The organism is Nitratidesulfovibrio sp. SRB-5, assembly GCF_019931275.1.
Classification (GTDB): domain Bacteria; phylum Desulfobacterota; class Desulfovibrionia; order Desulfovibrionales; family Desulfovibrionaceae; genus Cupidesulfovibrio.
In genome coordinates this window covers 310,541-336,955 of the sequence record NZ_JAIOTY010000001.1, presented here as the reverse complement: position 1 = coordinate 336,955, position 26,415 = coordinate 310,541, and the positions used below count along the sequence as shown (strand labels likewise).

Sequence of the window (26,415 nt, the reverse complement as noted above, 5' to 3'; positions counted from 1 at the left end):
AAATCCCGCCGCGCTAAAGACAGGTGCCCCACTGGGGCAACGTCGCCCCCTTTTGAAAAGTTTGGGGGGGAGGGGGCCGGGGAGGGAGACCCTTTTCAAAGGGTCCCCTCCCCGGCTCTTCCCCTGAAAACTAGCTCCGCAGGAACCCCACCATGACAGATACCGCAGCCAGCATCGCCGCCATCATACGGTCGGAGGACGACATCCTTGTGGCCAGCCACGCCAACCCGGACGGCGACGCCGTGGGGTCCATGGCGGCGGTTGCGCACGTGCTGCGCGCGTTGGGCAAGCGGTTCCGGCTGTACAACACCAGCGGAGTGCCGCAGCAGTACGGCTGGGTGGACATGGGCGGCCCTGTGGCGCGCACCTGGGCGGAGTTGGGTGATTTCACCCCGCGCCTGGCGCTTATCCTGGACTGCGGCGACGCGCACCGCGTGGGCGGCGACCTGCAAGCCAAACTGCCGGAGCTGCGCAGCGTGAACATCGACCATCACCAGGGCAATCCGATGTTCGGCACGGTGGGCAACTGGGTGGAACCGCATCTGGCGGCCACCTGCCAGATGGCTGGCATGCTGGCGCGCGAGCTTGGCGTGCCGCTTTCCGGCCCGCTGGGCGAGGCGGTGTACCTGGGCATCTGCACGGACACCGGCAACTTCTGCTACGGCAGCACCAGCGGCGAACTGCTGGAACTGGCGGCGGAGATCGTGCGGCTGGGGCTGAAGCCCGGGCTGTTCCACGACCGGCTGGAGAACAACTGGTCCATTGGCCGCATGCGGCTGTGGGGCGCGCTGATGCAGGGAATAGAACTGCACTGCGGCGGCGCCGTGGCGGTATCGGTGATCACCGACGACATGTTCGCCCTGCACGGGGCCGACAAGGACGACCTGGAGGGGTATGCCTCGCAGTTGCGCCGCCTTGCCGGGGTGCGCGTATCGCTGATGGTGCGCGGAGACGGCGCGGGCCGCAGCAAGATCAGCCTGCGCTCCAGCGGCACGGACGACGTGCGCGTGGTGGCGGCGGCCTTTGGCGGCGGCGGGCATCGCAATGCGGCAGGGGCCGAACTGGACATGCAGCCGCACGAGGCCGCGCGGGCCGTACTGGCGGCCATTCCCGCCCAGCTTGCGCCCTGCGGCAAAGAGGCATAAGGTATATGGCTGTTCTGCCAGCACAGCAGCATGGCCTTCTGGTGCTGAACAAGCCCCAGGGCCCCACCTCGGCCCAGTGCATCGCCAGGGTGAAGCGGCTTGGCCAGAAAAAGATCGGGCACGCGGGCACCCTCGACCCCATGGCGAGGGGGGTGCTCCTTGTGCTGTTGGGGCATGCCACAAAGATTTCCGGCCACCTGATGGCCGACGGCGAAAAGGTGTATCTTGGCACCCTTCGCCTTGGCACCACCACCGACACGTGGGACGCGGAAGGCAGCGTGACGGCCACCGCCCCGTACGACCACGTGACCCCGGACGACATCCGGCGCGAGGTGGAAAACTGGCTGGGCAGCACCGAACAGGAGGTGCCGCCCTACTCCGCCGCCAAGCACCAGGGGCAGCCCCTCTACAAGCTGTCCCGGGCCGGGCGCGAGACGCCGGTAAAGACGAAGACCGTCGAAATTTCGCGAGCACAGGTCGTATCGTGCGACCTGCCGTCCGCGACCTTCCGGGTAACATGCAGTTCCGGCACCTACATACGGTCCCTGGCCCACAGCTTGGGGATGCGTTTAGGGTGCGGCGCCATGCTTACGGAACTGACCCGGGAGTACAGTCACCCGTTCGGTATTGACGAGGCGCACGAGCTAGATGCCGTGCTGGCCGAGCCCGAGCGGTTGCCGGAGCGGGTCATACCCGTCACGCGAGCCCTGCCCCACTGGCCCAAGCTGCGCATCGGCGCGGCGCAGGAGGCGGCGGTACGCAACGGGACGGCCCTGCCTTACGAGCCCGAGGCCATGGCGCAACTGCCATTTGCCGAAGGGCTGAAGGCCATCATGCTCGCTCCGGACGACACGCCCGTGGCCCTGGCCGAAACGCGCATCGTGAACGCGCAGCCGGTCTGGACCGTGCTTCGGGGACTGTGGAGTCAATAACATCCACTTTGGAGGATACAGCTGTGGTCATGGACGTCGATCAGAAGAAGAGCATCATTGATGTGCACGCCAAGCATGAAGGCGACACCGGTTCGCCCGAAGTGCAGGTTGCGCTGCTCACCGCCCGTATCGAACAGCTTACCGGGCACTTCAAGACGCACAAGAAGGACTTTCACTCGCGTACCGGCCTGCTGAAGATGGTCGGTCAGCGTCGCAAGCTCCTCAAGTACCTGAAGGCCAAGGACGTTCAGCGCTACCGTGCGCTGATCGAAAAGCTCGGCCTCAGAAAGTAATCCGCCATCGGCAGGGCCCGCCGTCGCGTGACGGCGGGCCCTGCGCGATGCGCACGGGCGACGAGTCGCCCCCAACACGCAGCGTGAAGGGGGGTCCGGGAAGAGCGCCATGCCGGAAGCCGCAACAGCAGGCTCCGGCCCCCGCCATGACCACTCCGGCTGCAACGTCATGGTGCAGCATGGCCTTCTCCCCGGAATCCCCTTCGCTGAACCGAAGAGGTACGCAACAATGCAGAGCGTTTTCAACGCTACCCGCGTCTCCGCCGTTGTCGGCGGTAAAGAAATCATCCTCGAGACCGGTCGCCTCGCCAATCAGGCGCACGGCGCGGTCTGGGTGCAGTGCGGCGGCACCGTGGTGCTGGTCACCGCGTGCACCCAGCCCCTGGAACGCGACATGGGCTTTTTCCCGCTGACCGTGGACTACTCTGAAAAGATGTACGCCGCGGGCCGTATTCCCGGCAGCTTCTTCCGCCGCGAAATCGGTCGCCCCAGCGAACGCGAAACCCTGGTCTCTCGCCTCATCGACCGTCCGGTGCGCCCGCTGTTCACCAAGGGCTTCCGTGACGAAGTGCAGATTCTCGCCAACGTCATTTCCGCCGACCAGGAAAACGACAGCGACGTGCTGGCCGTTACCGGCGCCTCCGCCGCGCTGTCCATTTCGCCCATTCCCTTCGAAGGCCCGGTGGCGGGCGCGCGCATCGGCCGTGTGAACGGCGAGTTCGTGCTGAACCCCACCATGAAGGAAATGGAAGCCAGCGACCTTGCCATCGTCATCGCCGCCTCGCGCGATTCCGTGGTGATGGTCGAAGGCGAAGCCCACTTCGTGCCCGAAGACGTCATCGTGGCCGCGCTGGAATGGGCCCACAAGGAAATCCAGCCGCTCATCGACGCCCAGCTCAAGCTGATGGAACTGGTGGGCAAGGCCAAGATGGCCGTCACCCCGCCGGTGGAAAACGCCGAGCTGAAGGCCCGCGTGGCCGAACTGGCCACCGCCGAGCTGGAAGTCGCCCTGCGCATCCCCGAAAAGATGGCCCGCAAGGACGCCCGCAAGGCCGTCAAGGAAAAGGTGCTTGAAGCCCTGCTGGCCGACCCGGCCCTGGCCGAAAACACCAACCTTGGCCGCGAAGTGGGCGACATGCTCGGCTCGCTGGAAAAGGTGCTGGTGCGCCGCCGCATCCTGAAGGAAGGCACCCGCATCGATGGCCGCGACACCAAGACCGTGCGCCCCATCCTGATCGAAGCGGGCCTGCTGCCCCGCGCCCACGGTTCCGCCCTGTTCTCGCGCGGCGAAACCAAGTCGCTGGTGGTTGCCACCCTTGGCAGCTCCACCGACAGCCAGCGCATGGATTCGCTGGTGGGCGACGTGACCAAGAAGTTCATGCTGCACTACAACTTCCCCCCCTACTCGGTGGGCGAAGTGAAGATGTCGCGCGTGTCCCGCCGCGAAATCGGCCACGGCGCCCTTGCCGAAAAGGCGCTGAAGCCGGTGCTGCCCCAGGACGATTCCTTCCCCTTCACCCTGCGCGTGGTGGCGGAAACCATGGAATCCAACGGCTCCTCGTCCATGGCCGCCGTGTGCGGCGGCAGCCTTTCGCTGATGGACGCGGGCGTGCCCGTCACCGCCCCGGTGGCCGGCGTGGCCATGGGCCTTATCAAGGAAGAGGGCGAGTACCTGGTGCTCACCGACATCCTTGGCGATGAAGACGCCCTCGGCGACATGGACTTCAAGATCGCGGGCACTGCCGAAGGCATCACCGCCGTCCAGATGGACATCAAGATCACCGGCCTGCCCACCGACGTCATGGCCCGCGCCATGGCCCAGGCCCGCGAGGCGCGCCTGCACATCCTGGCCGAAATGGCCAAGGTGCTGGAAGCTCCCCGTACCGAACTGTCCAAGTACGCGCCGCAGCATGCCGAGGTGTTCGTCAACCCCGACGTCATCCGGATCATCATCGGCCCCGGCGGCAAGAACATCAAGGCCATCACCGCCGCCACCGGCGCGTCCATCGACATCGAGGACAGCGGCAAGGTCTCCATCTTCGCGCCCACCTACGAAGCCATGGAAATGGCCCGCGAAATGGTGCAGTACTACGACCAGCGCGCGGAACTGGGCAAGAACTACGTGGGCAAGGTGCGCAAGGTGTTGGAAATCGGCGCCATCGTCGAAATCCTGCCCAACCTCGAAGCCCTGGTGCACATCTCGCAGCTGGACACCAACCGCGTGGAACAGGCTGGCGACGTGGCGCGCCTTGGCGAAGACATGACCGTGAAGGTCATCGAGATCAACGGCGACCGCATCCGCGCCAGCCGCAAGGCCGTGCTGCTGGAAGAACAGGGCGTCGAATGGAACCCCGAAGACACCGCCCGCCCCTCCGGCCCGCCGCGTGACCGCGGCGACCGTGGCGATCGCGGTGGCCGTGGCGACCGCGGCGGCGACCGCCGTGGCGGCGATCGCGGTGGCCGTGGCGGCGACCGTGGCCGTGGCGGCGACCGCCGCTAGGCGCACGCCGCAACACAGCAGAGCGCAATACAGACGGGCGCGGGGAGACATCCCCGCGCCCGTTTTCATTGCCGCGCGGTGCTGCACCGAACACCTTCCGTGCGGAATAGCACGGCCCAAAAAGAAACCCCGAAAGGGCCCCGCGCCGTTCCGCCCGCAAATCCCCGCGACATGACATGAAAACCTGCGATTCGCCAGCCGGACCGCAGGTTTTTCTTTACCCGCGAATCTCGTGCGATTGACAGAAAACGCACGGCGGCGCTATAGTCTTAGGCGTAATTTTTCTAAAGATATTCACGATCTGCGCACAGGAAGAATGCCCCTGAACGTCATTGCCGGGGGCCTGCATGCGAGAATCGGTCACAGCGAGGTTCGTGATGCACGACAATGTCGAACACCTGCTGAAACGGCACCAGAGCGCCATGGAACGCCACGAGCGCACCATGCGCGAGGCCGAACGCAAACGCCGCAGCGAAGAGGAACGCATGGACCAGGCCTACGAGGCCCTGCGCCAGCGCCTTTCCGCCCAGCCCGATCCCGACGCCGGGAACATGGTGCTGCCGCCTCCGCCCGGCATGGCCGGACCTTCGCAGGGCACCCTTGGCGGCCTGCTGGGCAGCCTGCGCGCACTGCTGTTCTGATTTGCTGCCCCACGGGGACGCAAAGCGCCGCCACCGGAACCCTCCGGTGGCGGCGCGTTTTCATGGCATCCGTAACCCGCCGTGCACGTTGACGCAGCACGAAGGCACGCCCCCTCCCCAATCCGCGTTCGCAGGCAGTCTTGTAGGACTATCTTGACGATCAGATGGACGGGGCCGGGTGCCGCCGCGCGGGCTACCGCCCCCGCAACTGTCGCTTGTCCCCCACGCGAATGGTCACGCGTTCCTTGTCGAAGTATTCCAGCAGCGGAATCACGTACTTGCGCGAAAGGCCGCCCGACAGTTCCTTGAACCCTGCCGGGTCCAGGTCGTCGTGGGTGTCGAACCACGCGGTCACGCGGGCCTTCAGGTCCGCCATCACCGGGCCGGGGAAGTACAGCCCGTCCTTCACCTTCACCAGTTCCCCGGCGTCCTGCAACAGCTTGAACACCGCCGCCGCTTCCTTGAATTCCAGCCCCAGCGGGTCCAGCACGTCCTTCACGTTGGGCGGGCTGCTGCCCCCTTCCGCGTAGGCGGCGCGAATCTTGGCGCGCAGCCCCTCCTGGTCCGAGGCCAGCGACACCTTGTGCCCCGGCAGGCGCAGCACGTCGCCTTCGGCCACCAGTTCGCCCGCCTTCAGCAGCCGCTCGACGATGAAATGCACCAGCTTGGGATGCAGCCCGCGCCCCCACCCGGCGGACAGCGCCCCGCGCGCCATGCCGGGCTTGAGCGGTTCGCGGGCGTGGTATTCCGCCGCGCGGGCCAGGCACCCCGCCCCCAGGCGGCGCACCGTCTCCGCGTCCACGTAGGCGCGTTCGTCCCGGTCGAAGCAGAACACCTGCCCCTTGGCCCCCAGGGCTTGCAGGGCCTTGTCCAGCCTCTTCGATTCCAGGTTGGTCAGCACCGAAAGCTGGGAAAGCCGCGCCCCGGCGGAACCGGCCAGCCGCAGCAGGGACTGGGTGGCCGCCTCCTGCGTGGCGGCATCACCCGTGTCATGCGCACCGGGCACGTCGGGCAGCCCCTCCAGCAGAGCCAGCTTGTCCGCGAATTCGGGGTCCTTGCGGCGCAGATCCAGCCCCAGCGGGTGCAGCACCGCGCCCCCGGCCACCGTGCGCAGCGGCGAGAACGAACGCACCACGCAGCGGTCGCCCGCCACGCCCACCATGGGCTCGGTAAAGCGCACCTCGCACAGGGCGGTTTCTCCGGGGGCCAGCTTGTCCCGGTCGGGGAAGTACAGCCGCGCCAGCACCTCGCGCGCGCCGTGGTGAAAGTGCACCTCGGTGCGGTTCTTCAGCGGCGTGGGCGCGGACGACAGGCAGGTCAGCCGGGTCATCCAGCGCAGGGACGGAAACAGCGTGCCGGGGTGGGCCAGCACGTCGCCGCGCTGCACGTCCTCCACGTCCAGCCCCTGCACGTTGACGGCGGTGCGCCGCCCGGCAGGGGCCACGTCCACCGGGCCGCCGTGGCTTTGCAGGCTGCGCACCTTCGTTTGCGTGCCGCCGGGGTACAGCACCACCTCGTCGCCCACCTTCACGCTGCCGGACACCATGGTGCCGGTGACCACCGTGCCATGCCCCTTCATGGTGAACACGCGGTCCACAGGCAGGCGGAACAGGTCGCTGCGGCGCACCGGGCGCAGTTCGCGCTCCAGCATCGCCAGGTGTTCGCGCAGTGCGTCCAGCCCCTGCCCGGTGGTTGACGACACCGGAAAGATGGGCGCGCCTTCAAGGAACGTCCCGGCCAGGAACCCGGCCACGTCCTCTTGCGCAAGGTCCAGCCATTCCGGGTCCACCATGTCCACCTTGGTCAGGGCCACAAGGCCGTGGCGAATGCCCAGCAGCGAGCAGATTTCCAGATGCTCGCGGGTCTGGGGCATCACCCCTTCGTCCGCCGCGATGACCAGCATGACGAAGTCGATGCCCGACGCCCCGGCCACCATGTTCTTGACGAAGCGTTCGTGCCCCGGCACGTCCACGATGCCCAGCCGTCCGACTCCAGCCCCGGCGCCCGGCAGGTCGCAGAACGCGAAGCCGAGCTCGATGGTGATGCCCCGGCGTTTTTCCTCTTCCAGCCGGTCGCAGTCGATGCCGGTCAGCGCGCGAACCAGCGAGGTCTTGCCGTGGTCGATATGTCCTGCGGTGCCCATGACGACAGGCATGCGTGTACTCCCGGTTGTTGTGTCTTCGGCGGAGAGCGTTTGTAGACGCCTCCGGCGGGCGGTTGTATCCGCTGCGCCCAATGCCGGATATTTTTATTGCGCCTCCGGCGGGCAGGGAACGCTGTCCCCTGCACCCCTGAATGTTCTTTGCGAAGCGAACGCAGGGACTGCATGGAAGCGGCACAGACGCAGGCAGGCAGACACGGGAACAGCACCCCGACGTAAACCTCACTTGCCTCGCATCGTCATGTGGTTGTAGGCAAAAAACAGCACGGACTCAAGCTGGCCGGACGGCAGAGCTACCCGCAACACGCTGCCCCCACTGACGAAACGACGAAAATGCGCCGTCCCGAGCCCAACTTGGACCAGCAAGGGCGCCCCGCGCGGGCATCCGGCGCGGCGCAACCCGGCCGCCCCAGTCTCACAGAAGAATCCCCCAAGGAGACCCCATGGAAACGCTGTCCCTGCGCACCACCGCGCGCGAACAATTGCTGGACGTGACCGAAGAACTTCAGGAACTGGTGGCCCGCAAAGGCTGGACCGAAGGCGCACTGGTGCTGTTCTGCCCGCACACCACCGGCGCGGTGACCGTGAACGAGGCGGCGGACCCGGACGTTGCCCGCGACATCGCCGTGAACATGGGCACCATCGTCCCCCGGCGCGGTGATTACCGCCACGCCGAAGGCAACAGCGACGCGCACATCAAGACCAGCCTGTTCGGGCCGTCCATGCTGCTCATCGTGGATGGCGGGCGGTTGCGCCTTGGCACATGGCAGGGGGTGTACTTCTGCGAATTCGACGGCCCGCGCGAGCGCAGGCTGTGGGTGCAGTGGCTGCCGGGGTAGCAAAATATAACAGCTACAGCGGCACGGTCACTCCCGATTGGCACCCACCAAGATACCCGAACCAGAATTAATCAACAGACCATAAAAAACGAATACAGCACCTATCAAAAAGAGCACGACACGGATCACCATACTTTCATAAAAAGCACTTACTGCTGGCACAAAAGAACCACCTACGCAAAATTTTATGCCAAAATTTGTAAAACCATGAGACTTTTCATTAAGAAACGCGCTAACCGCTTTTGTCCTGTCTTGCCCCTCCCTGAACACCCAATAATACCCCTTACCAAACCGCAAAATCCGAAGGAACTCTAGCAAGTCAGCAAGCAACCATCCTATGGAAAACGCAACAAAAACGCTCTTCGCTACTTCATAACACAGAAGAACGGCCTTAAGCATATCCTGATCTTGCACAGTAGCCTCCTAGTCCATCTTACTCTTCCTTCAGCTCGCGGGTCATCAGTTCGCGCACCGCGTCGTGCGGGTTGGCGCCGTCGTGCAGCACGCTGTACATGGCGTCGGTGATGGGCATGTCCACGCCCATGGCGGCGGCAAGGTCGTGCACGGCCTCTGTGGTCTTCACCCCTTCGGCCACCATGCGCATCTCGGTGACGATGTCGGCCAGCGCCCGCCCCTCGGCCAGACGCAGCCCCACCTGCCGGTTGCGCGAAAGGTCGCCCGTGCAGGTCAGCACCAGATCGCCCAGACCGGAAAGCCCCATGAAGGTGGATGCCCGCGCCCCCAGCGCCTCGCCCAGGCGGGACATTTCCGCCAGCCCGCGCGTGATCAGCCCGGCCCGCGCGTTGCTGCCGAAGCCGAGGCCGTCGGACAGCCCGGCGGCAATGGCGATGACGTTCTTCACCGCGCCGCCCAGTTCCACCCCGCGCACGTCCGTACTGGAATAGGTGCGGAAGCCGGGGGTGGAAAACACCTCGCGCAGCCGCGCGCCAAGGTCCGCGTCCGTGCAGCCCAGCACCACGGCGGTGGGCAGGTTGCGCACCACCTCCGCCGCGAAGGACGGCCCGGAAAGCACGGCGTAGCGCGGGTCCAGCCCTTCCAGTTCCTCCGCCACCATCTCGGCGATGGTGCGCATGCTGCCCGTCTCCACGCCCTTGCTGGCGCTGACGAACACCACCTCGCGCGGCAGCAGGGGCCGCAACCCGCGCAGCACCCCGCGCACCTGCTGGCAGGGCACCACGGAAAGCACCACCTCCGCGCCTTCCAGCGCCTCGGCGGCGACCACGTGCGCGCGCACGCCGGGATGCAGGGCCAGCCCCGCCAGATAGCGCGGGTTTTCGTGCCGGGTGTTGATGGCCCGCGCCACATCGGCGTCGCGCAGCAGCAGGCGCACATCGTAGCCCTTGCCCGCCAGCAGGTGGGCCAGGGCCGTGCCCCAGCTGCCGCCCCCGATGACGGCGATGCGCATGGCGTCGCTGGTCATGTCGTATACTCCGTGGCCGCAAGCGGCGCGTGCTGTGTCTGGTGTGCCAAGTGTGCCGACGCACCCAGTGCATCAATGGTGCGAAAGGATATGGCAAAGCGCGGCCCGCCACAAGGCAGGCGCGCCGCGACCTCAATACGGCAAGCCTGTGACGGATGGGTGACGGACGGGGGAGTGACGCGTGGATGACGGGCGGATGGCGGGCACCCCGCGCGAGGCGGCCCCACATCTGGTCAAGGGCAGTTCCACCACGCACGGGGCGTTCGACCTCGCACGGGGCGCTCCGTCCCGGCAACGCACATGCCCGGGCGCTCCATCGCCACGGGCCCCGCCCCACCACAGCACCCGCCCGTCTCCCCTCCCCTGCGGGTTGCGTCGTCCGGTGGGACGGGGTATCAGCGTGTGTCGAACCGCAACCGAACGAGGACCCCGCATGAGCCGTCCCGACGACACCGCGCCCCGATTCACCGACACCGAGCGCCGCATCCTGACCATCGTGCAGAAGAACCTGCCCGACAGCGCCACCCCTTACGCAGACATCGCCGCCGCCGTGGGCACCGACGAAGCCACCGTGCTCGACCTGCTGCGCCGCATGAAGGAAGACGGCTCCATCCGCCGCTTCGGCGCCAGCATCAAGCACCAGCGCGCCGGGTGGACCCACAACGCCATGGTGGCCTGGCGCGTCACCGAACAGCAGGCCGAAGAGGCGGGCAAGCAGGCCGCCGAACACCCGCTGATCTCGCACGCCTACTACCGCCCCTCGTCCGCGCCCGACTGGCCGTACGAACTGTACACCATGATCCATGGCCGCCACGAAACGGAACACCTGGAAGTCATCGAACAACTACGTCGCGAAACCGTGCTCGACGAATACGCCGTGCTCGAATCGCTGCGCGAGCTGAAAAAGACCTCCATGGTCTATTTTCCGGAATAGGCGCGATACCGGAAGACGCGCCCCCTGCGCCGCGCCTTTCAGGCGCCCATTTTTTCATCCGGAACCTGCCTTTCTTCCTTATGCCCGCGACGGTCTTCCGCTGCGGGTGGCTGGTCCGGACGCGATGCGAGGAATTACGGGTTTTGTCCGCCTTGCCCGGCGACAAAGCGGTAGCCGTTAGGTGAGCACGTAGACCGACCCAAAGGGCGCAAGGCGTGGCCGTTGGGCGAGCTTGTGAGCCCTACGGCCATCGTGCGCAACGCGCGAACCTTACGGATAGCGACCGCAACGCGTAGGATTCCGTCGGCAACGCGTTCGCGCTACCCCCAGGCCGCCACCACCGGGCCCCGCCCAGCCAACGCCGAAACATACCCGCCCCGCGCGGGTTTCCGCCGGAACCTCACGCACGCCACGGAGAACGCAGCATGGACCACCGCTCCAAGGAACTTTTCGAACGCGCCCAGCAACTCATCCCCGGCGGGGTCAACAGCCCCGTGCGCGCCTGCCTGGGCGTTGACAGCGACCCCCTGTTCGTGGCCCACGCCAAGGGCAGCCACCTGACCACCGTGGACGGTGAAACCTTCGTCGACTACGTGCAGTCATGGGGCCCCATGCTGCTCGGCCACGCCCACCCCGTGGTGGCCAGCGCCATCCACGCCGCCGTGGACCGGGGCACCAGCTACGGCGCCCCCTGCGAAGACGAGGTGGTCCTGGCAGAAGCCGTCATCGACGCCCTGCCCGGCGTGCAAATGGTGCGCATGGTCAATTCGGGGACAGAAGCCACCATGAGCGCCCTGCGCCTTGCGCGCGGCGTCACCGGCCGCAACAAGGTGGTCAAGTTCGTGGGCTGCTACCACGGCCATGCCGACGCCTTTCTGGCCAGCGCCGGTTCGGGCGTGGCCACCCTGTCCATTCCCGGCACCCCCGGCGTGCCCGAGGCCACGGTGCGCGACACCCTGCTGGCCCCCTACAACGACCTGACCGCCGTGGCGGAACTGTTCACCCTGCACGGCAAGGACATCGCCGCCATCATCGTGGAACCTGTGGCGGGCAACATGGGCCTGGTCCTGCCGGTGAACGGCTTCTTGCAGGGCCTGCGCGACCTGTGCACCGAACACGGCGCGCTGCTGATCTTCGACGAGGTGATCACCGGCTTCCGCGTGAACTACGGCGGGGCGCAGAAGCGCTTCGGCATCACGCCTGACCTGACCACCCTCGGCAAGATCATCGGTGGCGGCCTGCCCGTGGGCGCCTACGGCGGCAGGGCCGACCTGATGCGCCGCATCGCCCCCTGCGGCGAGGTGTACCAGGCGGGCACCCTGTCCGGTAACCCACTGGCCATGGCGGCGGGCATCGCCACCCTGGCGGAGCTGAAGAAATCCGACTACGACGCGCTGGAAGCCCGCGTGGCCGCGCTGGCCACGGAACTGCAAGCCATTCTGGCGGCCAAGGGCGTGCCGGTACGGGTAAACACCATCGCCTCCATGTTCACGGTGTTCTTCACCGACCAGCCGGTCACCGACTTCGCCAGCGCCAAGACCGCCAACGCGGCACTGTACACCAGCTATTACAAGCAGATGCGCGACAAGGGCATCTACCTTGCGCCGTCGCCCTTCGAGGCGGCCATGGTCTCGTTCGCCCATACCGACGCGGACCTCGCCGCCCTGCTGGACGCCGCCCGGGCCATCACCCTTTCGGCGTAGCGCGCACGCGCCGGGGCCCTGCCCCGGACCATCGCAACGACACGGGGGCGGACGCCGGAACGGCCCCGCCCCCGCCTGCGTTGCGGCATCATTCATACCCGGCCGGACGCTTCCGGCAAACCGCCCCGCGCACCACCCCAACCCGGTCCCGACCGCCATGCCCCACACGCCAGCCCCCCCATCCACGCGGCCCATGGCCGTGTACGCGCTGACCCCCGGCGGGGCCGCGCTGGCACGGCGCATTGCCGGTGAACTGGACGGCGCGCTGTACCTGCCGGAACGGCTGTGCGCGGCGGTTGCGGGCGAGAAGGATGCACCGGGGGCCGGGTCGGACGGCATGCCGGGCACGGCGGACATGCCGACCGCCCAACCGTTCGCCTCGCTGGCGAACCTTGTGGCGCGCACCTTCCGCCTGTATTCCGGCCATGTCTTCGTGGCGGCCACGGGCATCGTGGTGCGCTGCATCGCCCCGCATGTCGCCTCAAAGGCGCAGGACCCCTGCGTGGTGGTCTGCGACCAGCGCGGTGCCTTCGCCATCAGCCTGCTGTCCGGCCATCTGGGCGGCGGCAACGACCTGGCCCGCCAGGTGGCCGCCATCACCGGCGGGGCGCCGGTCATCACCACCGCCACGGACACCGAGGGACTGCCCTCGTTCGACCTGCTGGCCGCGCGGGCAGGGCTGGCCATGGCCGACATCGCCATGGTCCGCCACGTCAACGGCGCCCTGCTGGCCGGGGAAACGGTGTGGATCTGCGACCCCGGCGACGCGCTGGGGCTGCGCGCCGCATGCGCCACGGCTGATGAGGCAGGGAGGGGTGCCCCCGAAACGAACGATGCTCCGGGGTCTTCCGGCGACGGGGCTGGCGTCCCCCCCCACCCAGCGTCCCTTTTCCGCTTCGTCGATGCCCCCGCCGACCTTCCGCCCGATGCGCCCTCGGTGCTGGTCACCCCGCACGATCATCTGACCGCGCCGCGCCGCCTTGTGCTGCACCCGCGCGTGCTTCACGTGGGCACGGGCTGCAAGCGCGGTGTGGACGGCACGATCATCGAAGCCCGCATCCGCGAGACGCTGGCCGCCGCCCGCCTTGCCCCGGCCTGCGTGGCGGCGCTGGCCTCCGTCAGCATCAAGGCCGACGAGCCGGGCCTGCACCGCGCCGCCGCCGCGCTGGGCGCAGAACTGCACTTTTTCGACGCGGCCAGCCTGGCCGCCGTGCCCGTGCCGCACCCGTCCCCCAAGGCGGCAGAGGTGCTGGGCGTGACGGAAGTGGGCGTGGCAGAGGCCGCCGCCCTGCTTTCCGCCCGGCAGGCAGGCGATGCCGCCGTCCTGCTGGTGCCCAAGTCCGCCGCGCGGGGCGTCACCGTGGCCGTGGCCATCGCCCCCGCCCCTTCCGCCACCCGCGCATGCCCCCCGGCACCCTCTACGGGCCCCACATCCTCAATTGGCCAGACACCCTCTGCTGGCCAGACCACACCGACTGACGAGACCACACCATGACCATCGCTCCCTTGCGCGTCATCGGGCTTGGCCCCGGCGACGCCGCCCTGCTCACCCCGCAGGCCCGCGCCGCCATTGCCGCGTCCGACTGCATCGTCGGCTACACCCTGTACGTGGAACTGGTGCCGGAAGAATTGCGCCATGGCCGCGAGGTGCTGGCCACCGGCATGATGGCCGAGATGGAACGCTGCAATGCCGCCATCGACGCCGCCCTGGCGGGCCGCGCCACCTGCGTGGTCTGCTCCGGCGACCCCGGCGTGTACGCCATGGCCGGGCTGGTGTTCGAACTGCTGGACCAGCGCGGCCTTGCCCGCCTGGCCCACGCGGTGGAGGTGGTGCCCGGCGTGCCCGCCCTGTGCGGGGCTGCCGCCCTGCTGGGCGCGCCGCTGATGCACGACTTCGCCTCGGTCAGCCTGAGCGACCTGCTGACCCCGTGGCCCGTCATCGAACGCCGCCTGGACGCCGCCCTTGGCGCCGACTTCGTGGTGGTCATCTACAACCCCCGCTCGCGCCGCCGGGCCGACCATCTGGAAAAGGCCCTGGCCATCGCCGCCCGCCACCGGGGTCCGGACACGCCCGTGGGACTGGTGCGCCAGGCCTACCGACCCGACCAGCAGGTGTCGGTCACGCCGCTTTCGGCCTTCGACCCGGCCACCGTGGACATGCTGTCCATCGTCATCATCGGCAACGGGGCCACCACCATGGTGGGGGGGCGCATGGTCACCCCGCGCGGCTACATGGACAAGTACGCCCCCGACGGCACCCGCAGGCGGGGAGGCAGCGAATAATCATGCGGCGCCGCCGCCTGCCCGGCGACGTCCAATGGCGCGGGAATCCGCAGAAATCCGCCCTGCGGCCAGTACCCCGCCATATTTGCCGCCAATGCGCATTCTAATGGACATCCGCGCCACCTTGTGCGGCACGGCACACGCGGCGCCTTCGGAATGAGGCAACGTTTACCCCTAACCCACCAGAGTTCGCCGCATTTTCCCGGCCCGTCTTGACACCGCGAACGCGACCTACTACCATGGCGCTTGGGAAATCCTTAACATGCCTTGTGAAGGAGGTATTTCTGCGATGAAAAAGATGTTCCTCACCGGTGTGCTCGCGCTGGCCGTTGCCATCGCCATGCCCGCCCTTGCCGCCGCCCCGAAGGCCCCTGCCGACGGTCTGAAGATGGACAAGACCAAGCAGCCCGTGGTCTTCAACCACTCGACCCACAAGGCCGTGAAGTGTGGCGAATGTCACCACCCGGTCAACGGCAAGGAAGACTACCAGAAGTGCGCCACCGCCGGTTGCCACGACAACATGGACAAGAAGGACAAGTCCGCCAAGGGCTACTACCACGCCATGCATGACAAGGGCACCAAGTTCAAGAGCTGCGTGGGCTGCCACCTTGAAACCGCCGGCGCCGACGCCGCCAAGAAAAAGGAACTGACGGGCTGCAAGGGCTCCAAGTGCCATAGCTAGGCACTGCCGTCATTTTCCCGGCTTTCTGGGCCGTCCCTTCGGGGGCGGCCCTTTGCGTTTCCGGGCCGAATCCGGCCTGGTCGTACCAGGCCGGACCAGCCCGGACCGAACTGGACCGGACCAAACTGGGCCGAGCCGGGCCCGGCCGTAGCGAGTCGGGCCGCGCCGGACATTCCATACCAGGCGGGCCAGCCGGACGGCGCGTTTCGGGAGCGGGAGGGGTACGCGCCATGTGGCATGCCGCACGCGCTTGCGCCATGCCCGCTCCTGTGTGTAGTATTGATGTCTTGAAACACGCAAAGCGCCCGCCGTCTCGCAACGGCACTTTGCCGGACAGGTGCGCGAGCGCCGCAACCGTTACCGAAGGTTTGCCCAAGGGTCTGTCATGTCTCCCACCGACGATGCCCACCTGACGGCCGACGAGGACATCATCGAGCTTACCGACATCATCGAGAAGGGCAACGCGCCGCAGGCGCAGTCCGGCTCCGATGCCGCGAGCTTCGAGAAGGAACTCGAAGACCTGTTTTCCGACGGCGGCGGCCTGGAATCGCTGACGGGGTTCGACACCCTGGACGCCGACATCGCCCCACCGCCCCCTGCTCCGTCCCCGGCAGTTCCCATGACACCGGACGACGACGGAAGCCATGGCGATGCCGGACCGGGTTACGAAATGGACGCCAGCATGGACGCCGACATCGATGCCCTGCTGAACAGCATCGGCGACCTGCCGGACACCCCGGACCCCGCTCCGGCCCAGGCGCCCGCCGCCCCCAAGGCCACCGCCGCCCACCACGACGCAGAGGAGGCTCCCTCCATGGCCGCCAAGCACGTCTCGTCCACGCCTTCGGCCATTACCGGTCGTCCCGTCGATCCGGACGAAAAACTGTCCATGCCCGACATGACCGACGTGGACGCCCTGCTCGGCGATCTGGGAGCACCCAGCGCCGCCGACCTGACGTCGGGCGGTTCCGGTTCGTCCCTGGGCGACGACGACATCGACGACCTCATTTCCGGGCTGGACGCCAAGGCGCCGCCCGCAGCAGCCCCCGCCCCGCAGAAGCCCGCCGACCTCGTGGACGTGGCGGATCTGGACGCCCTGCTGGAAGACATGCTGGGATCAGGCGGCAAGGCCGCCGCGCCCGCGCCCGAACCGGAGCCGGAACCGGCCCCGGAGGCGCCTGCGCAGTCCCCGCTGCCTGACGAAACAGACCCCTTCGAGGCAGCCCTGGCCGCCAGCGCGGCGCAGCCCTCCGTGGCACCGCCCGATGAGCCCCCGGCCGACGGCGACCCCTTCGAGGCAGCCCTGGCCGCCGCCGCCACGGCTGCCGCCATGGCCGAGCCGGAGCCGCCCCGCCCCGCGCCCAAGGCCGCCCCCGCGCAGCCCGCAGACGATCTGCCGGAAATTTCCCCGGAAATTCCCGCGGACGCGCCCCTGCCCGATGTGCCCGGGGAAGCCGAGGTTGGCGACAGCCCCGCCGGGTATGCCGCGCGCATCGAGGCGCTGGAAGCTTCCCTGGCCAGCCTTGCCGAGCAGCGCGCCGAAGAAAGCGCCGCCCGCGAGGCGCTGGAAACGCGCCTGACGGCCATGGAATCGCTGGCCGACGCCGCACCCGCACTTTCCGAGGACACGCTGGCCGAACTGCTGGAACCGCTGCTGGCGCGGGAGGACGGTCCGTTCGCCCCGCTGGTGGACCGCGTGCGCGCCGCCCTGTCCGAAGACCTGGACGCCCGCATCGAGGAACGCCTGGCCCCCCTGCGCGAACGCCTTGAAGGCACTGGCGCCACGAGTGACGCCGGGGCGGAAGGCATCACCCATGCCGACCTGGACATGCTGGCCGCAGACCTGCGCGCCACGTTGCAGGCCGAGACGGACAAGGCCGCCGCTGCCGCCGCCGCGCGGATCATCCGCGAGGAAATCGCCGCGCTGGCCGAAGCCCTGTAGCGCCACGCCACGCACGGCAGCCTGCCATGCGGGCTGCGGGATACCTGCGCAACATCGCCAAGGGCGGGGCCGGATCATCCGGCTCCGCCCTTTCGCGCGTGCGGCCTTCGTCACGCCCCCCGCCGGAAGGCCCTCCCTGACGGGCCTCGACGGGCGCGGGCCGCAATGCTATAGACGCCTGAAAAAAGAGGGATGGCTCACCGGTTATTCTTCTTTTACCCGTCCGGTCTTCGTCCGCTGTGGTCGAGACCATTCCCCCACGGGCGGGTTTTCTCTTTTTTCACGGCTGCGCGGCGGCCCGCCTGCCAGCCGGATGCACCGGCCCGGACGTCGTCGGCAGCAGGCCTGGGCACCGGACGGTGGCGCGCAACGGCCTGTCACCGGGCACGGCCCGTGGTGGGGGAGCCGCAGGATAATGGCGGGATAGTCGCGGGGCGCCCCGATGCCCCTCCGTCCGGCACCCGGCGGACCGCAGCCCGGAAACGCGCCGGCACAGCCGCACTCGAAAGGCCCGCTTTCAAAAGGACCGCACCCAAAGGATCCCACATGGACAAGATTCGCAAGGAAGCCCTGCAGGTGACCAAGGAAATCGTGGTCAAGTTCATCGAAACCCAGCGGGTTTCCCCGGCGAGCCTGGGCGAGGTGTTCCCCTCCATCTACCGCGTGGTGCTGGAATCCATCGCCACCGACGGCGCGCGCGACGGGCAGCCCCCCGTGGCTCCCGCGGCGTCCGCTGGCGCCGAGCGGGAGTAGCCGCGCATGGACCGCTCCGCCACCGCCTGCCCGAATGCCGCCACGACGCCCACCGACGGCGCCCGCCAGCCCGATCCGTGCGGGCATGCCCGCAGCGTTTCCGGCATGTTCGGGCGCATCGCGGACTGGTATGACCTGCTGAACCGCGTGCTCAGCGGCGGGCTGGACAAGTACTGGCGCTATCGCCTGGTGCGCCACGTGGTGCCCGGCCCCACGGGCCGCGTGCTGGACCTGGCGGCGGGCACCCTGGATGTTTCGCTGGAAATCGTGCGCCAGCACCCCGGCACCCGCGTGCCCGCGCTGGACTTTTGCCGTCCCATGCTGCAACGCGGGCGCGGCAAGCTGTTCGGCGAAACGGCGCGCGCCATATGGCCCGCCACGGCGGATGGACGCCGCCTGCCCCTGGCCGATGCCAGCGTGGATTGCGTGACCATCGCCTTCGGCATCCGCAACATCCTGCCCCGGTCGGAAGCCTTTGCCGAAATCCTGCGGGTGCTGGTGCCCGGCGGACGGCTGTGCGTGCTGGAATTCGGCACCGGCAAGACCCCGGTGTGGCGCGGGCTGTACAATTTCTACCTCAACCGGGTGCTGCCCATGGTGGGCAAGGCCGTTTCCGGCGATTCCGGCGCCTACCGCTACCTGGCGGACACCATCATGGCCTTTCCCACCGCCGACGAACTGGCCGGGGAAATGGCGGCGGCAGGCTTTGGCCGGGTGTTCCACCTGCCACTGACCTCGGGTATCGTGCGGCTGCACGTGGCCGAAAAGCCCCTTGCCCCGGTGACCGGGCAGCAGCAGGCCGGACTGGCGCAGGCCGAAACGCCCCCGGCGGAAGCGGCGCAAACCGGAGACGACCGAACGGAAACCACCACGCAGCAACGGTCCGCCACCAGGCCGCGCACAACCGCACCCGACAAGCCTGGCGCACCTGTGGCATCGGCCGTCGCGGAAACGTCAGCCCCCGCACCGGTTGTGCCGGACATGGTTGTCCCGGAAACCGTTGTCGCGGAAACGGCAGCCGGGGCTGGCCGACAGGCAAAGGGCGACAAGACGACAAGAACCGGCGCGCGCGGCGCGGAGCAGGCCACCCTGCCCGGCGCAACCACGCAGGGAACGACAAAAAAGAAGCGCGCCGCTGGCGGTGCCAAGGCGGGGAAGAAGGCGCGCTAGCCGCACGCGGCAACGCGGGGAGCGGAGATTGGGGGCGGAGCCGTCTGGCCGACACGTAGCGGACCGACACGTAGCAGCCTTGCACGTGTCAGGTCGGCAGGTGTCATGTCGGCAGGCGTCAGGCCGACACGCGTACGATCGGCACGTGCAACCGACGTGCGTCAGACCAGCATGCGCCGGGCCAGCCAGACCACCAGCACGCCCACGCACATGGCCGCGATGCCCATGCCCCGCAGCATGGCCGGGGGCTGGTCGGACAGTGACCGCAACACGGGTCGCATCCGTTCGGCAAACAGGACGTACGGAATGCTTTCGATGACGAAGGCAAGGCCCACGGCGCAGAGCAGGGTATTCCAGTCGATATGCATGAAAGCCTTCTCACACGGGGGCACCGCCCGTGGCAACCCCCTTCGTCAACACGGATTTTCGCCGACAGGCACGTCGGCATGCCCGGTCCGGGCGGGCATCCGCGACAGGACCAGACAGACCCCAGCCGGAAAACGACCGGCACGCCATCGGCAGCAAGCGGCCCCCGGGGCCGGACACAGGATATCCAACAGAGTGAACGACATGACCACCTTTGATGCCATCGCCCGCCGTGAATCACCCGTGGCCGTAGTGGGCCTGGGGTACGTGGGCCTGCCTCTGGCGGTGGCGCTGGCGCGCCGCTTCGACGTCATCGGCTTCGACATCTCGCGCGGCCGCGTGGACGAACTGACCGCCGGGCACGACCGCACCGGCGAGGTGGCCGACGCCGACCTGGCCGCCACCACCGCCCGCTTCACCTGCGACGGCGCCGCCCTGGCCGCCGCCGGGGTGATCATCGTGGCCGTGCCCACGCCCATCGACAACCACCGCAACCCCGACCTGACCCCCGTGGAAAAGGCCTCCACCACCGTGGGCCGCCACATGTCGCGCGGCTGCGTGGTGGTGTACGAGTCCACCGTGTACCCCGGCGTCACCGAGGACGTCTGCGTGCCCATCCTGGAGCGCGAATCGGGCCTTGCCTTCGGGCGCGACTTCACCGTGGGCTACTCGCCGGAGCGCATCAACCCCGGCGACAAGGTGCACACCCTGGAAACCATCATGAAGGTGGTCTCCGGCAGCGACGCCCCCACCCTGGACCTGCTGGCCGGCCTGTACGGCAGCGTGGTCACCGCCGGGGTGCACCGCGCGGCCAGCATCAAGGTGGCCGAGGCCGCCAAGGTCATCGAGAACACCCAGCGCGACCTGAACATCGCGCTGATGAACGAACTTTCGCTGATCTTCGACCGCCTGGGCATCGACACCCTGGAAGTGCTGGAGGCGGCAGGCACCAAGTGGAACTTCCTGCCCTTCCGGCCCGGCCTGGTGGGCGGCCACTGCATCGGGGTGGACCCGTACTACCTCACCTTCAAGGCAGAGGAACTGGGCTACCACCCGCAGGTCATCCTGGCGGGCCGCCGCATCAACGACGGCATGGGCAAGCACGTGGCCGAAACCGCCGTCAAGCAGATGATCAAGGCGGGCTGCCGCGTGGACGGCGCACGGGTGGGCATCCTGGGGCTGACCTTCAAGGAGGACGTGCCCGACCTGCGCAACACCCGCGTGGTGGACGTGGTGGCAGAACTGCGCGAATACGGGGTGACGGTGCTGGTGCACGACCCCATGGCCGAAGCCGCCGAGGCCCGGCACGAATACGGGCTGGACCTTGCCTCGCTGGACGATTTCACGCGGCTCGACGCGCTTATCCTGGCCGTGGGGCACAAGGCCTACCGCGAAGTGCCCCTGTCCGCCATGCGCGGCTGGTTCGCCACGCCGGACCGCGCCCTGCTGCTGGACCTGAAGGGCCTGCACGATGCGCAGGCCGCGCAGGAAGCCGGATTCTTCGCCTACTGGCGATTGTAACGGGGACCACGCACCGGCCCCAAAGGACTGGAACGCCATGCTCTCCAGCCAGCGACGCAAACGCCTGCCCCCCGCCCCCGACGACGCCACGCTGCGCGCGGCCCTGCGCCGCACGGCGGAAAGGGAACAGGCCGACGACAAGGGCACGGCGGACGACCCGCGCACCGGCCCCGCCTGCTCGCTGATGCCGGGCATTCCGCGCGGCACCCTGCTGTGCGAACTGCCCCCGCGCGACGTGCCGGTGGTGCTGTGCTGGGACGACTGCTGACGGGGCCTTCAGGAAGCGAGTTCGCTTCTGCGGTCCATGCCTGCGGGCGGGCAACTGCTGCTGGACATCGCGCCCAACCAGATGGGCAGCGCGCGGCACATCGCCCGCATCCGGCAGGCCGACGTGGTGGGCATGCCCTGCGCCACCGCCGAGGGGCATTTGCGGTTGCTGCTGCGAAAGCGGTAAGACCTCAAGACGGTTTCCGCCGGAACACCATCCGCCGGAATCGAAACAACGACGCATCCGGCGCACCCGCGCCGTTCATGGACAGCCTTCACGCATGAGTCTCGTCATCGCCACCGCCACCACCCGTGAAATGAAGGCCGTGCTCACCGGCTTCAACGGGCGGGGCCGCGTGGGCTGCGCCCTGCCCGGACCGGGCGAGGCCTGCCCCTCGCCCGTCAACGGGCGCAACTGTCTGCTGCTGGTCACCGGCGTGGGTCCGGTCAACGCGGCCCTGTCGCTGGGCCGGGTACTGGGCGCGCACCGGGGCGTGCGCGGCGTGCTGAACCTTGGCGTCGCGGGCACCTTCGACGTGTTGCGCGCCCCCCTGGGCAGCGCCGTGCTGGCGTCCGCCGAAGTATGGCCCGAATACGGCCTGGCGGGCGACGATGGCGTGGACCCGCAAGGCATCGCCTTTCCCCAGGCGGAAGGCCCGGCAGGCCCGGTGTGGGACCGCATCGACCTTGCGCCCGAGGTGCTGTTCGGGCAATGGCACCTTGCCATGCCCCCGGCGGCCCGCAGCGGCGTTGCGCTGACCGTGGCCGGAGTTTCCGGCACCCCGGCGCGGGCGCGGGCCATGTGCCGCCGCCACGCACCGCTGATGGAGAACATGGAAGGCTTTTCCCTGGCCCTGGCCTGCCTGCGCCACAACCTGCCCTTTGCCGAGGCGCGCACCATGTCCAACATCGTGGGCTCGCGCGCGGCGGAGGACTGGGCGCTGGAAGGGGCGCTGGACGCACTGGGCGCACTGGCCCGCGAACTTTTCCTGACCGACTGACACACCCTTTTCCGACACTCGGACGTTTCGGGTAGCTGCGGCAGCGCCGCACGACACACCCGGGCGGTACACGCAGGCCCATACACGCCGGTACCGGACACGCCCGGTCGCAAGCCCTACGGACATTCCCATGCTGAAGCTCAAAGCCTATCTGGCCACGGAACTGCCACGCATCAACAAGACGCTCGACGCCGAGGTGGCCGTACTCCACCCGCTGGTGCGCCCCGTGGCCGAACACGTGCTGCGCGCGGGCGGCAAGCGGTTGCGCCCCCTGCTGACCCTGCTCACCGCACGGGCGCTTGGCGCGGAAGGCGGGGGGCTGTTCCGCAAAAGCTCCGGCCCGGACCTGTACCCGCTGGCCTGCTCCGTGGAGTTGCTGCACTCGGCCACCCTGTTGCACGACGACATCCTGGACGGCGCCGACCTGCGGCGCGGCCTGCCCGCCGCCCACACCATGTTCGGCCAGACGGAAACCGTGCTGGCCGGTGACGCCCTGCTGGCCCTGGCCAACCGCATCGTGGCCCGCTACGGCGACGCCCGGCTTACCGAAACCATTGCCGAGGCCATCGTGCAGACGGCCACCGGCGAGATCGTGGAAATCGCCCACCAGCGCTCCACCGACCACGGGCACGACACCTACATCGACATCATCACCGGCAAGACCGCGTGGATGCTGCGCGCCTCGTGCGAATTGGGCGCACTGGCCGCGCAGGCCCCGGACGAGGCCGTGCAGGCCGCCGCCGGGTTCGGCCTGAACCTCGGCATCGCCTTCCAGATCGTGGACGACGCGCTGGACTTCGCCGCCTCGTCCAAGGACACCGGCAAGCCCGTAGGCGGCGACCTGCGCGAAGGCAAGCTGACTCCGCCGCTGATCTACTACCTTGAAACGCTGACGCCGCAGGAACGCGATGCATTCGTGACGCGCTTCCGGCAAGGCACCTTCGACGACGCCACGGTGGCCGAGGTGGCGGCAGACCTGCGGGCGCGCGGCTGCGACGCGAAAACGCGCCAACTGGCCGCAAGCTACCTGGACAAGGCATCGGCCTGCCTTGATGCATTGCCCGATACGTCGGAACGTCGTATCCTGCGGCAAAGCATCGACTACGTTCTCAATCGCGGCACGTAGCACCGGGGCGCGGTTCCGCCGCGCCGTGCGGATTCAGGGCATGGCCTGAAAACGCGCGGCACACGCGCGGCACACGCACGCCACACGCACGGAAGACGCTCGGAAGCACCCGGAAGAAGCCCGAAACCACGCGGCCCAGAGGCGGCAGACGGGCTTTCCGCGGCGCCATGCACCACGCAATCCCCCACACCGGAGGGGCGCATGACTGTTCCGCAGGGTCGGCACATGGCCGACGAAGAAGCCATCAACCGCTGCCTGCAACTCACCTTTCCCCCGGTCATGGTGCAACTGGTGCAGGCACTGGTGGCGCCGTTTCCCGAATTCTCCACCATCGCCCGCATCCTGGCCATGGACCCCATGCTGGCCGCCGCCGTGCTGAGCCTGGTCAACTCGCCCTACTACGGGCTGGGCACCAAGGTTTCCGACCTGCAACGCGCCGCCACGGTGCTGGGCACCCGCGAAATCCTCAAGCTGGCCCTGTCGCTGTCGTTCCAGAAGCGGGTGAGCAACGAGCTGAAGCGCCCCCAGCAGGCCATGTACCAGGACTGGCGGCTGGTGGTCTGGTCGTCCATCGCGGCGGAGCAGATCGCCCTGCGGGTGCAGCCCGACACGGCCCACCTGGCCTATCTGGCCTCGCTGCTGAAAGACCTTGCCCTGTTCATGCACCTGTGCTCCGCCGACGAAGACCCGGTGCTGCGCGGCAAGGCCTGCATCACCAGCCTGGAACGCGACCAGCTGTCGCTGGAAAACACCTGCTGGGGCGCCGACCACGCGGCCATGGCCCGCAACATCATCCACCGCTGGGGCCTGCCCGAGGCCATCGCCGACGCCATCGCCAGCCATCACGACCTGGACGGCGTGGCCCACCATACGCCGCTGACCCAGGCGGTAATCCTGGGCACCCAGTGGGCCGACCTGCTGCACGGACAGGCCACCCATCCCGCGCTGATCATCCAGTTCGAAATGCTGCTGCGCACCCGCCTTTCACTGGACGACCAGGGGCTGGAAAACCTGCGCGAGGCCTGCGCCCAGCGCTTCAAGTCCATGCTGGCCCAACTGGCCATCCAGGACCGTCCGGCAGGCACCCGGCTGTACGAGCAGTCGCTGGAAACCCTGCAATCCTTCTATTTCCTGGGGGCGGAGCTGTCGCACGTGGCGGGCGGCCTGCCCTCGCTGGCGGCCACCCTGGGGCGGCAGTTGCGCTGGTACTGGAACGTGCAGCGCTGGGAAGTGGCCCTGCGCGTGCCCGGCAGCGAAGAGTACCTGCTATTCAGCGGCGACGAGACCACCCCGACGCCCCGGCAGTCCGGCCCCGCCCCCTTCGCGCGGCTGCCCTGGCAGACCGGCCAGGAACGGGTGCCTCTGTCCGCCTCGGGCACCGACTGGGGCCAGTTGCGCCTGCCCAAGGACGCCCTGGCCCCGGCCCGCAAGTCGGCCCTGCTGGTGTACTGCCACTTCATGGCCATGGCGCTGGAGAATTACTATCACCAGCAGGCCGTGCTGGAGGCCAAGGCCGACACCCTGGACGCCCTGCCCCTGGGCGTGGCCCGTCTGGACCGCGAAGGGCTGGTGGTGGAAACCAACCGCCGCTTCCTGGACTACGTGGGCCGCGACGACCTGGCCCCCCGCACGCCAGTGCGACCCCTGCTGTCCGAATCGCTGGGGCTGGACTTCGGCCCGGAGTGGCAGGCCTTCACCGACGACGGCGGCCCTTCGTTCATCAGCCGCCTGTTCTGCCCCACCGACGCGGCGGGCCAGCGCATGGGCGCGCCCTGCGCCTACGTTTCGCTGCACCGCCGCCGCGATGCCTCGCACGATGACGTGCTGCTGCTCATCGAGGACGTGACGGAAATCTCCGACGTGGACGTGCAGAGCCTGCGCCAGCGCGACTTTCTGGAGCGGCTGCTGGATTCCATGCAGGAAATCGTGCTCACCGTGGACCGCACGGGGCAGATATCGTGGGCCTCGCGCCGCTGCGCCGGGTTGCGGGGCAAGAACCTGTTCGCCTCGTCGCGCCCCTCGGCCACCTTTACCGATACCTGGGACGCGGCCTACCTGTCCGGCTCGTCACCGGCTGCCCCGGTGGAGGCGGTACTGGAGCTGGGCGACGGCAGCATGGGCCTGTTCGAACTGGTCTTTTCCGCGCTGGACTCGCGCGAGCACGAGGGTCCGGCCTTCCTGGTGGTGGGGCGCGACCTGACCAGCATCCGCCGCCTGGAGGAAAAGGTGAAGCAGCAGGCCATGTACGACGGCCTGACCGGGCTGTTCAACCATTCGCAGTTCCACATGATCCTGGAACGCGAAATGGAGCGCAGCCGTCGCACCAACCGCCAGTTGGGGCTGATCTTCTTCGACCTTGACCGATTCAAGGCCATCAACGACACCTATGGCCATCAGGCGGGCGATACCGTGCTGCGCCGGGTGGCGGCGGGCATCAGCGCGGTGGTGCGCAAGGGAATGGACTTTCCCTGCCGCTACGGCGGCGACGAATTTGCCGTGGTGGTCACCGAGGTGACCCCCGAGATCATGGAAGGCCTTGCCCGGCGCATCCGCGAAGGCGTGGTGACCAGCTGCAAGGGCGCCGTGGACCTGAGCATGGGCCTGGCCCTGCTGGCGCCGGCGGACACGGGCGAAAACCTGGTCCAGCGGGCGGACAGGGCCAGTTATGCCGCCAAGAAGCTGGAAGGGGTAAAGGTGCGCTGGGCCGAGTAGGGC

General features: G+C 68.3%; 24 protein-coding genes. 20 read left to right on the top strand and 4 right to left on the bottom strand.

All coding sequences use genetic code 11. From position 1 onward, the window contains the following. Nucleotides 1-152 precede the first annotated feature (152 nt). From K6142_RS01300 to K6142_RS01280, 5 genes are all read left to right on the top strand, one after another. Nucleotides 153-1,145 (top strand): DHH family phosphoesterase, encoded by a 993-nt coding sequence (locus K6142_RS01300; RefSeq protein ID WP_190245654.1) that lies wholly within the window; start codon nucleotides 153-155, stop codon nucleotides 1,143-1,145. 5 nt (nucleotides 1,146-1,150) lie between these two features. Continuing rightward, nucleotides 1,151-2,077 carry a tRNA pseudouridine(55) synthase TruB gene (gene truB, locus K6142_RS01295; protein ID WP_035068149.1) on the top strand — a complete coding sequence of 309 codons (927 nt, stop codon included), beginning with the start codon at nucleotides 1,151-1,153 and terminating at the stop codon, nucleotides 2,075-2,077. A 23-nt stretch (nucleotides 2,078-2,100) separates the two neighbouring features. Then, the gene (rpsO, locus tag K6142_RS01290; RefSeq protein WP_007526356.1) at nucleotides 2,101-2,370 is read left to right on the top strand and encodes a 30S ribosomal protein S15; all 270 of its coding nucleotides are present in this window, start codon (nucleotides 2,101-2,103) and stop codon (nucleotides 2,368-2,370) included. Nucleotides 2,371-2,599: 229 nt separating this feature from the next. After that, nucleotides 2,600-4,870, top strand: a complete 2,271-nt coding sequence (gene pnp, locus K6142_RS01285) for a polyribonucleotide nucleotidyltransferase (RefSeq protein WP_223380724.1) — start codon at nucleotides 2,600-2,602, stop codon at nucleotides 4,868-4,870. A 377-nt stretch (nucleotides 4,871-5,247) separates the two neighbouring features. Then, nucleotides 5,248-5,511 (top strand): hypothetical protein, encoded by a 264-nt coding sequence (locus K6142_RS01280; RefSeq protein ID WP_190245652.1) that lies wholly within the window; start codon nucleotides 5,248-5,250, stop codon nucleotides 5,509-5,511. Between the two features lie 193 nt (nucleotides 5,512-5,704). Here the strand turns inward: K6142_RS01280 and selB are convergent, their stop codons facing one another. Continuing rightward, complete coding sequence (gene selB, locus K6142_RS01275; RefSeq protein ID WP_190245651.1) at nucleotides 5,705-7,666, bottom strand: selenocysteine-specific translation elongation factor; 1,962 nt, start codon at nucleotides 7,664-7,666, stop codon at nucleotides 5,705-5,707. A 449-nt stretch (nucleotides 7,667-8,115) separates the two neighbouring features. Here selB and K6142_RS01270 point away from each other — a divergent pair, with 449 nt between their 5' ends. Further along, nucleotides 8,116-8,511 carry a secondary thiamine-phosphate synthase enzyme YjbQ gene (locus tag K6142_RS01270; RefSeq protein ID WP_190245650.1) on the top strand — a complete coding sequence of 132 codons (396 nt, stop codon included), beginning with the start codon at nucleotides 8,116-8,118 and terminating at the stop codon, nucleotides 8,509-8,511. 27 nt (nucleotides 8,512-8,538) lie between these two features. Here K6142_RS01270 and K6142_RS01265 read toward each other — a convergent pair whose 3' ends face one another. Then, nucleotides 8,539-8,925, bottom strand: coding sequence for a hypothetical protein (locus K6142_RS01265; protein ID WP_190245649.1), 387 nt, complete (start codon nucleotides 8,923-8,925; stop codon nucleotides 8,539-8,541). Between the two features lie 19 nt (nucleotides 8,926-8,944). Continuing rightward, nucleotides 8,945-9,937, bottom strand: coding sequence for an NAD(P)H-dependent glycerol-3-phosphate dehydrogenase (locus K6142_RS01260; protein WP_190245656.1), 993 nt, complete (start codon nucleotides 9,935-9,937; stop codon nucleotides 8,945-8,947). A 448-nt stretch (nucleotides 9,938-10,385) separates the two neighbouring features. On the opposite strand from K6142_RS01260, the gene ahbB reads away from it, so the two are divergent. The 8 genes from ahbB (at nucleotide 10,386) to K6142_RS16700 (ending at nucleotide 19,419) form a co-directional block, all read left to right on the top strand. Then, nucleotides 10,386-10,886, top strand: a complete 501-nt coding sequence (gene ahbB / locus K6142_RS01255) for a siroheme decarboxylase subunit beta (RefSeq protein ID WP_190245648.1) — start codon at nucleotides 10,386-10,388, stop codon at nucleotides 10,884-10,886. Nucleotides 10,887-11,311: 425 nt separating this feature from the next. Then, the gene (gene hemL, locus K6142_RS01250; RefSeq protein ID WP_190245647.1) at nucleotides 11,312-12,589 is read left to right on the top strand and encodes a glutamate-1-semialdehyde 2,1-aminomutase; all 1,278 of its coding nucleotides are present in this window, start codon (nucleotides 11,312-11,314) and stop codon (nucleotides 12,587-12,589) included. A 157-nt stretch (nucleotides 12,590-12,746) separates the two neighbouring features. Then, entirely contained in the window at nucleotides 12,747-14,084 is a 1,338-nt protein-coding gene (locus tag K6142_RS01245) for a cobalt-precorrin 5A hydrolase (RefSeq protein WP_223380723.1), read from the top strand. Next, a complete protein-coding gene (gene cobJ, locus K6142_RS01240) occupies nucleotides 14,081-14,872 on the top strand; it encodes a precorrin-3B C(17)-methyltransferase (RefSeq protein ID WP_190246074.1) in 792 nt (263 codons plus the stop codon). Before K6142_RS01245 ends, cobJ begins: the two co-directional genes overlap by 4 nt. Before the next feature lie 289 nt (nucleotides 14,873-15,161). After that, a complete protein-coding gene (locus tag K6142_RS01235; protein ID WP_190246075.1) occupies nucleotides 15,162-15,554 on the top strand; it encodes a cytochrome c3 family protein in 393 nt (130 codons plus the stop codon). 385 nt (nucleotides 15,555-15,939) lie between these two features. Beyond that, complete coding sequence (locus K6142_RS01230; RefSeq protein ID WP_223380722.1) at nucleotides 15,940-17,496, top strand: hypothetical protein; 1,557 nt, start codon at nucleotides 15,940-15,942, stop codon at nucleotides 17,494-17,496. Between the two features lie 546 nt (nucleotides 17,497-18,042). After that, entirely contained in the window at nucleotides 18,043-18,249 is a 207-nt protein-coding gene (locus K6142_RS01225) for a hypothetical protein (protein ID WP_190245846.1), read from the top strand. A 6-nt stretch (nucleotides 18,250-18,255) separates the two neighbouring features. Further along, complete coding sequence (locus K6142_RS16700; protein ID WP_190245845.1) at nucleotides 18,256-19,419, top strand: ubiquinone/menaquinone biosynthesis methyltransferase; 1,164 nt, start codon at nucleotides 18,256-18,258, stop codon at nucleotides 19,417-19,419. Between the two features lie 161 nt (nucleotides 19,420-19,580). Here K6142_RS16700 and K6142_RS01215 read toward each other — a convergent pair whose 3' ends face one another. After that, nucleotides 19,581-19,787 (bottom strand): DUF2065 domain-containing protein, encoded by a 207-nt coding sequence (locus tag K6142_RS01215; RefSeq protein WP_167125086.1) that lies wholly within the window; start codon nucleotides 19,785-19,787, stop codon nucleotides 19,581-19,583. Nucleotides 19,788-19,989: 202 nt separating this feature from the next. Between K6142_RS01215 and K6142_RS01210 the strand changes: the two genes are divergently transcribed. The 6 genes from K6142_RS01210 (at nucleotide 19,990) to K6142_RS01185 (ending at nucleotide 26,412) form a co-directional block, all read left to right on the top strand. Beyond that, a complete protein-coding gene (locus tag K6142_RS01210) occupies nucleotides 19,990-21,306 on the top strand; it encodes a nucleotide sugar dehydrogenase (protein ID WP_190245844.1) in 1,317 nt (438 codons plus the stop codon). 37 nt (nucleotides 21,307-21,343) lie between these two features. Further along, a complete protein-coding gene (locus tag K6142_RS01205; protein ID WP_190245843.1) occupies nucleotides 21,344-21,574 on the top strand; it encodes a hypothetical protein in 231 nt (76 codons plus the stop codon). Between the two features lie 36 nt (nucleotides 21,575-21,610). Beyond that, complete coding sequence (locus tag K6142_RS01200; RefSeq protein ID WP_015946122.1) at nucleotides 21,611-21,760, top strand: hypothetical protein; 150 nt, start codon at nucleotides 21,611-21,613, stop codon at nucleotides 21,758-21,760. Nucleotides 21,761-21,854: 94 nt separating this feature from the next. Then, entirely contained in the window at nucleotides 21,855-22,574 is a 720-nt protein-coding gene (mqnB, locus tag K6142_RS01195; protein WP_190245842.1) for a futalosine hydrolase, read from the top strand. Nucleotides 22,575-22,704: 130 nt separating this feature from the next. Further along, on the top strand, nucleotides 22,705-23,700 hold the full coding sequence (locus tag K6142_RS01190; protein WP_190245841.1) for a polyprenyl synthetase family protein: 996 nt from the start codon (nucleotides 22,705-22,707) through the stop codon (nucleotides 23,698-23,700). A 201-nt stretch (nucleotides 23,701-23,901) separates the two neighbouring features. After that, nucleotides 23,902-26,412: an HDOD domain-containing protein gene (locus tag K6142_RS01185; protein WP_190245840.1), complete on the top strand. Its 2,511-nt coding sequence runs from the start codon at nucleotides 23,902-23,904 to the stop codon at nucleotides 26,410-26,412. Nucleotides 26,413-26,415: the final 3 nt, after the last annotated feature.

What these genes read in the sequence shown, in the direction of transcription:
- K6142_RS01205 (WP_190245843.1), top strand. Translation starts at nt 21,344, where the DNA reads ATGCTCTCCAGCCAGCGACGCAAACGCCTGCCCCCCGCCCCCGACGAC.
- pnp (WP_223380724.1), top strand. Translation starts at nt 2,600, where the DNA reads ATGCAGAGCGTTTTCAACGCTACCCGCGTCTCCGCCGTTGTCGGCGGT.
- K6142_RS01245 (WP_223380723.1), top strand. Translation starts at nt 12,747, where the DNA reads ATGCCCCACACGCCAGCCCCCCCATCCACGCGGCCCATGGCCGTGTAC.
- K6142_RS01270 (WP_190245650.1), top strand. Translation starts at nt 8,116, where the DNA reads ATGGAAACGCTGTCCCTGCGCACCACCGCGCGCGAACAATTGCTGGAC.
- K6142_RS01230 (WP_223380722.1), top strand. Translation starts at nt 15,940, where the DNA reads ATGTCTCCCACCGACGATGCCCACCTGACGGCCGACGAGGACATCATC.
- ahbB (WP_190245648.1), top strand. Translation starts at nt 10,386, where the DNA reads ATGAGCCGTCCCGACGACACCGCGCCCCGATTCACCGACACCGAGCGC.
- cobJ (WP_190246074.1), top strand. Translation starts at nt 14,081, where the DNA reads ATGACCATCGCTCCCTTGCGCGTCATCGGGCTTGGCCCCGGCGACGCC.
- K6142_RS16700 (WP_190245845.1), top strand. Translation starts at nt 18,256, where the DNA reads ATGGACCGCTCCGCCACCGCCTGCCCGAATGCCGCCACGACGCCCACC.
- K6142_RS01280 (WP_190245652.1), top strand. Translation starts at nt 5,248, where the DNA reads ATGCACGACAATGTCGAACACCTGCTGAAACGGCACCAGAGCGCCATG.
- hemL (WP_190245647.1), top strand. Translation starts at nt 11,312, where the DNA reads ATGGACCACCGCTCCAAGGAACTTTTCGAACGCGCCCAGCAACTCATC.
- K6142_RS01185 (WP_190245840.1), top strand. Translation starts at nt 23,902, where the DNA reads ATGACTGTTCCGCAGGGTCGGCACATGGCCGACGAAGAAGCCATCAAC.
- K6142_RS01210 (WP_190245844.1), top strand. Translation starts at nt 19,990, where the DNA reads ATGACCACCTTTGATGCCATCGCCCGCCGTGAATCACCCGTGGCCGTA.
- K6142_RS01190 (WP_190245841.1), top strand. Translation starts at nt 22,705, where the DNA reads ATGCTGAAGCTCAAAGCCTATCTGGCCACGGAACTGCCACGCATCAAC.
- K6142_RS01215 (WP_167125086.1), bottom strand. Translation starts at nt 19,787, where the DNA reads ATGCATATCGACTGGAATACCCTGCTCTGCGCCGTGGGCCTTGCCTTC.
- K6142_RS01260 (WP_190245656.1), bottom strand. Translation starts at nt 9,937, where the DNA reads ATGCGCATCGCCGTCATCGGGGGCGGCAGCTGGGGCACGGCCCTGGCC.
- K6142_RS01235 (WP_190246075.1), top strand. Translation starts at nt 15,162, where the DNA reads ATGAAAAAGATGTTCCTCACCGGTGTGCTCGCGCTGGCCGTTGCCATC.
- truB (WP_035068149.1), top strand. Translation starts at nt 1,151, where the DNA reads ATGGCTGTTCTGCCAGCACAGCAGCATGGCCTTCTGGTGCTGAACAAG.
- selB (WP_190245651.1), bottom strand. Translation starts at nt 7,666, where the DNA reads ATGCCTGTCGTCATGGGCACCGCAGGACATATCGACCACGGCAAGACC.
- mqnB (WP_190245842.1), top strand. Translation starts at nt 21,855, where the DNA reads ATGAGTCTCGTCATCGCCACCGCCACCACCCGTGAAATGAAGGCCGTG.
- K6142_RS01225 (WP_190245846.1), top strand. Translation starts at nt 18,043, where the DNA reads ATGGACAAGATTCGCAAGGAAGCCCTGCAGGTGACCAAGGAAATCGTG.
- K6142_RS01300 (WP_190245654.1), top strand. Translation starts at nt 153, where the DNA reads ATGACAGATACCGCAGCCAGCATCGCCGCCATCATACGGTCGGAGGAC.
- K6142_RS01200 (WP_015946122.1), top strand. Translation starts at nt 21,611, where the DNA reads ATGCCTGCGGGCGGGCAACTGCTGCTGGACATCGCGCCCAACCAGATG.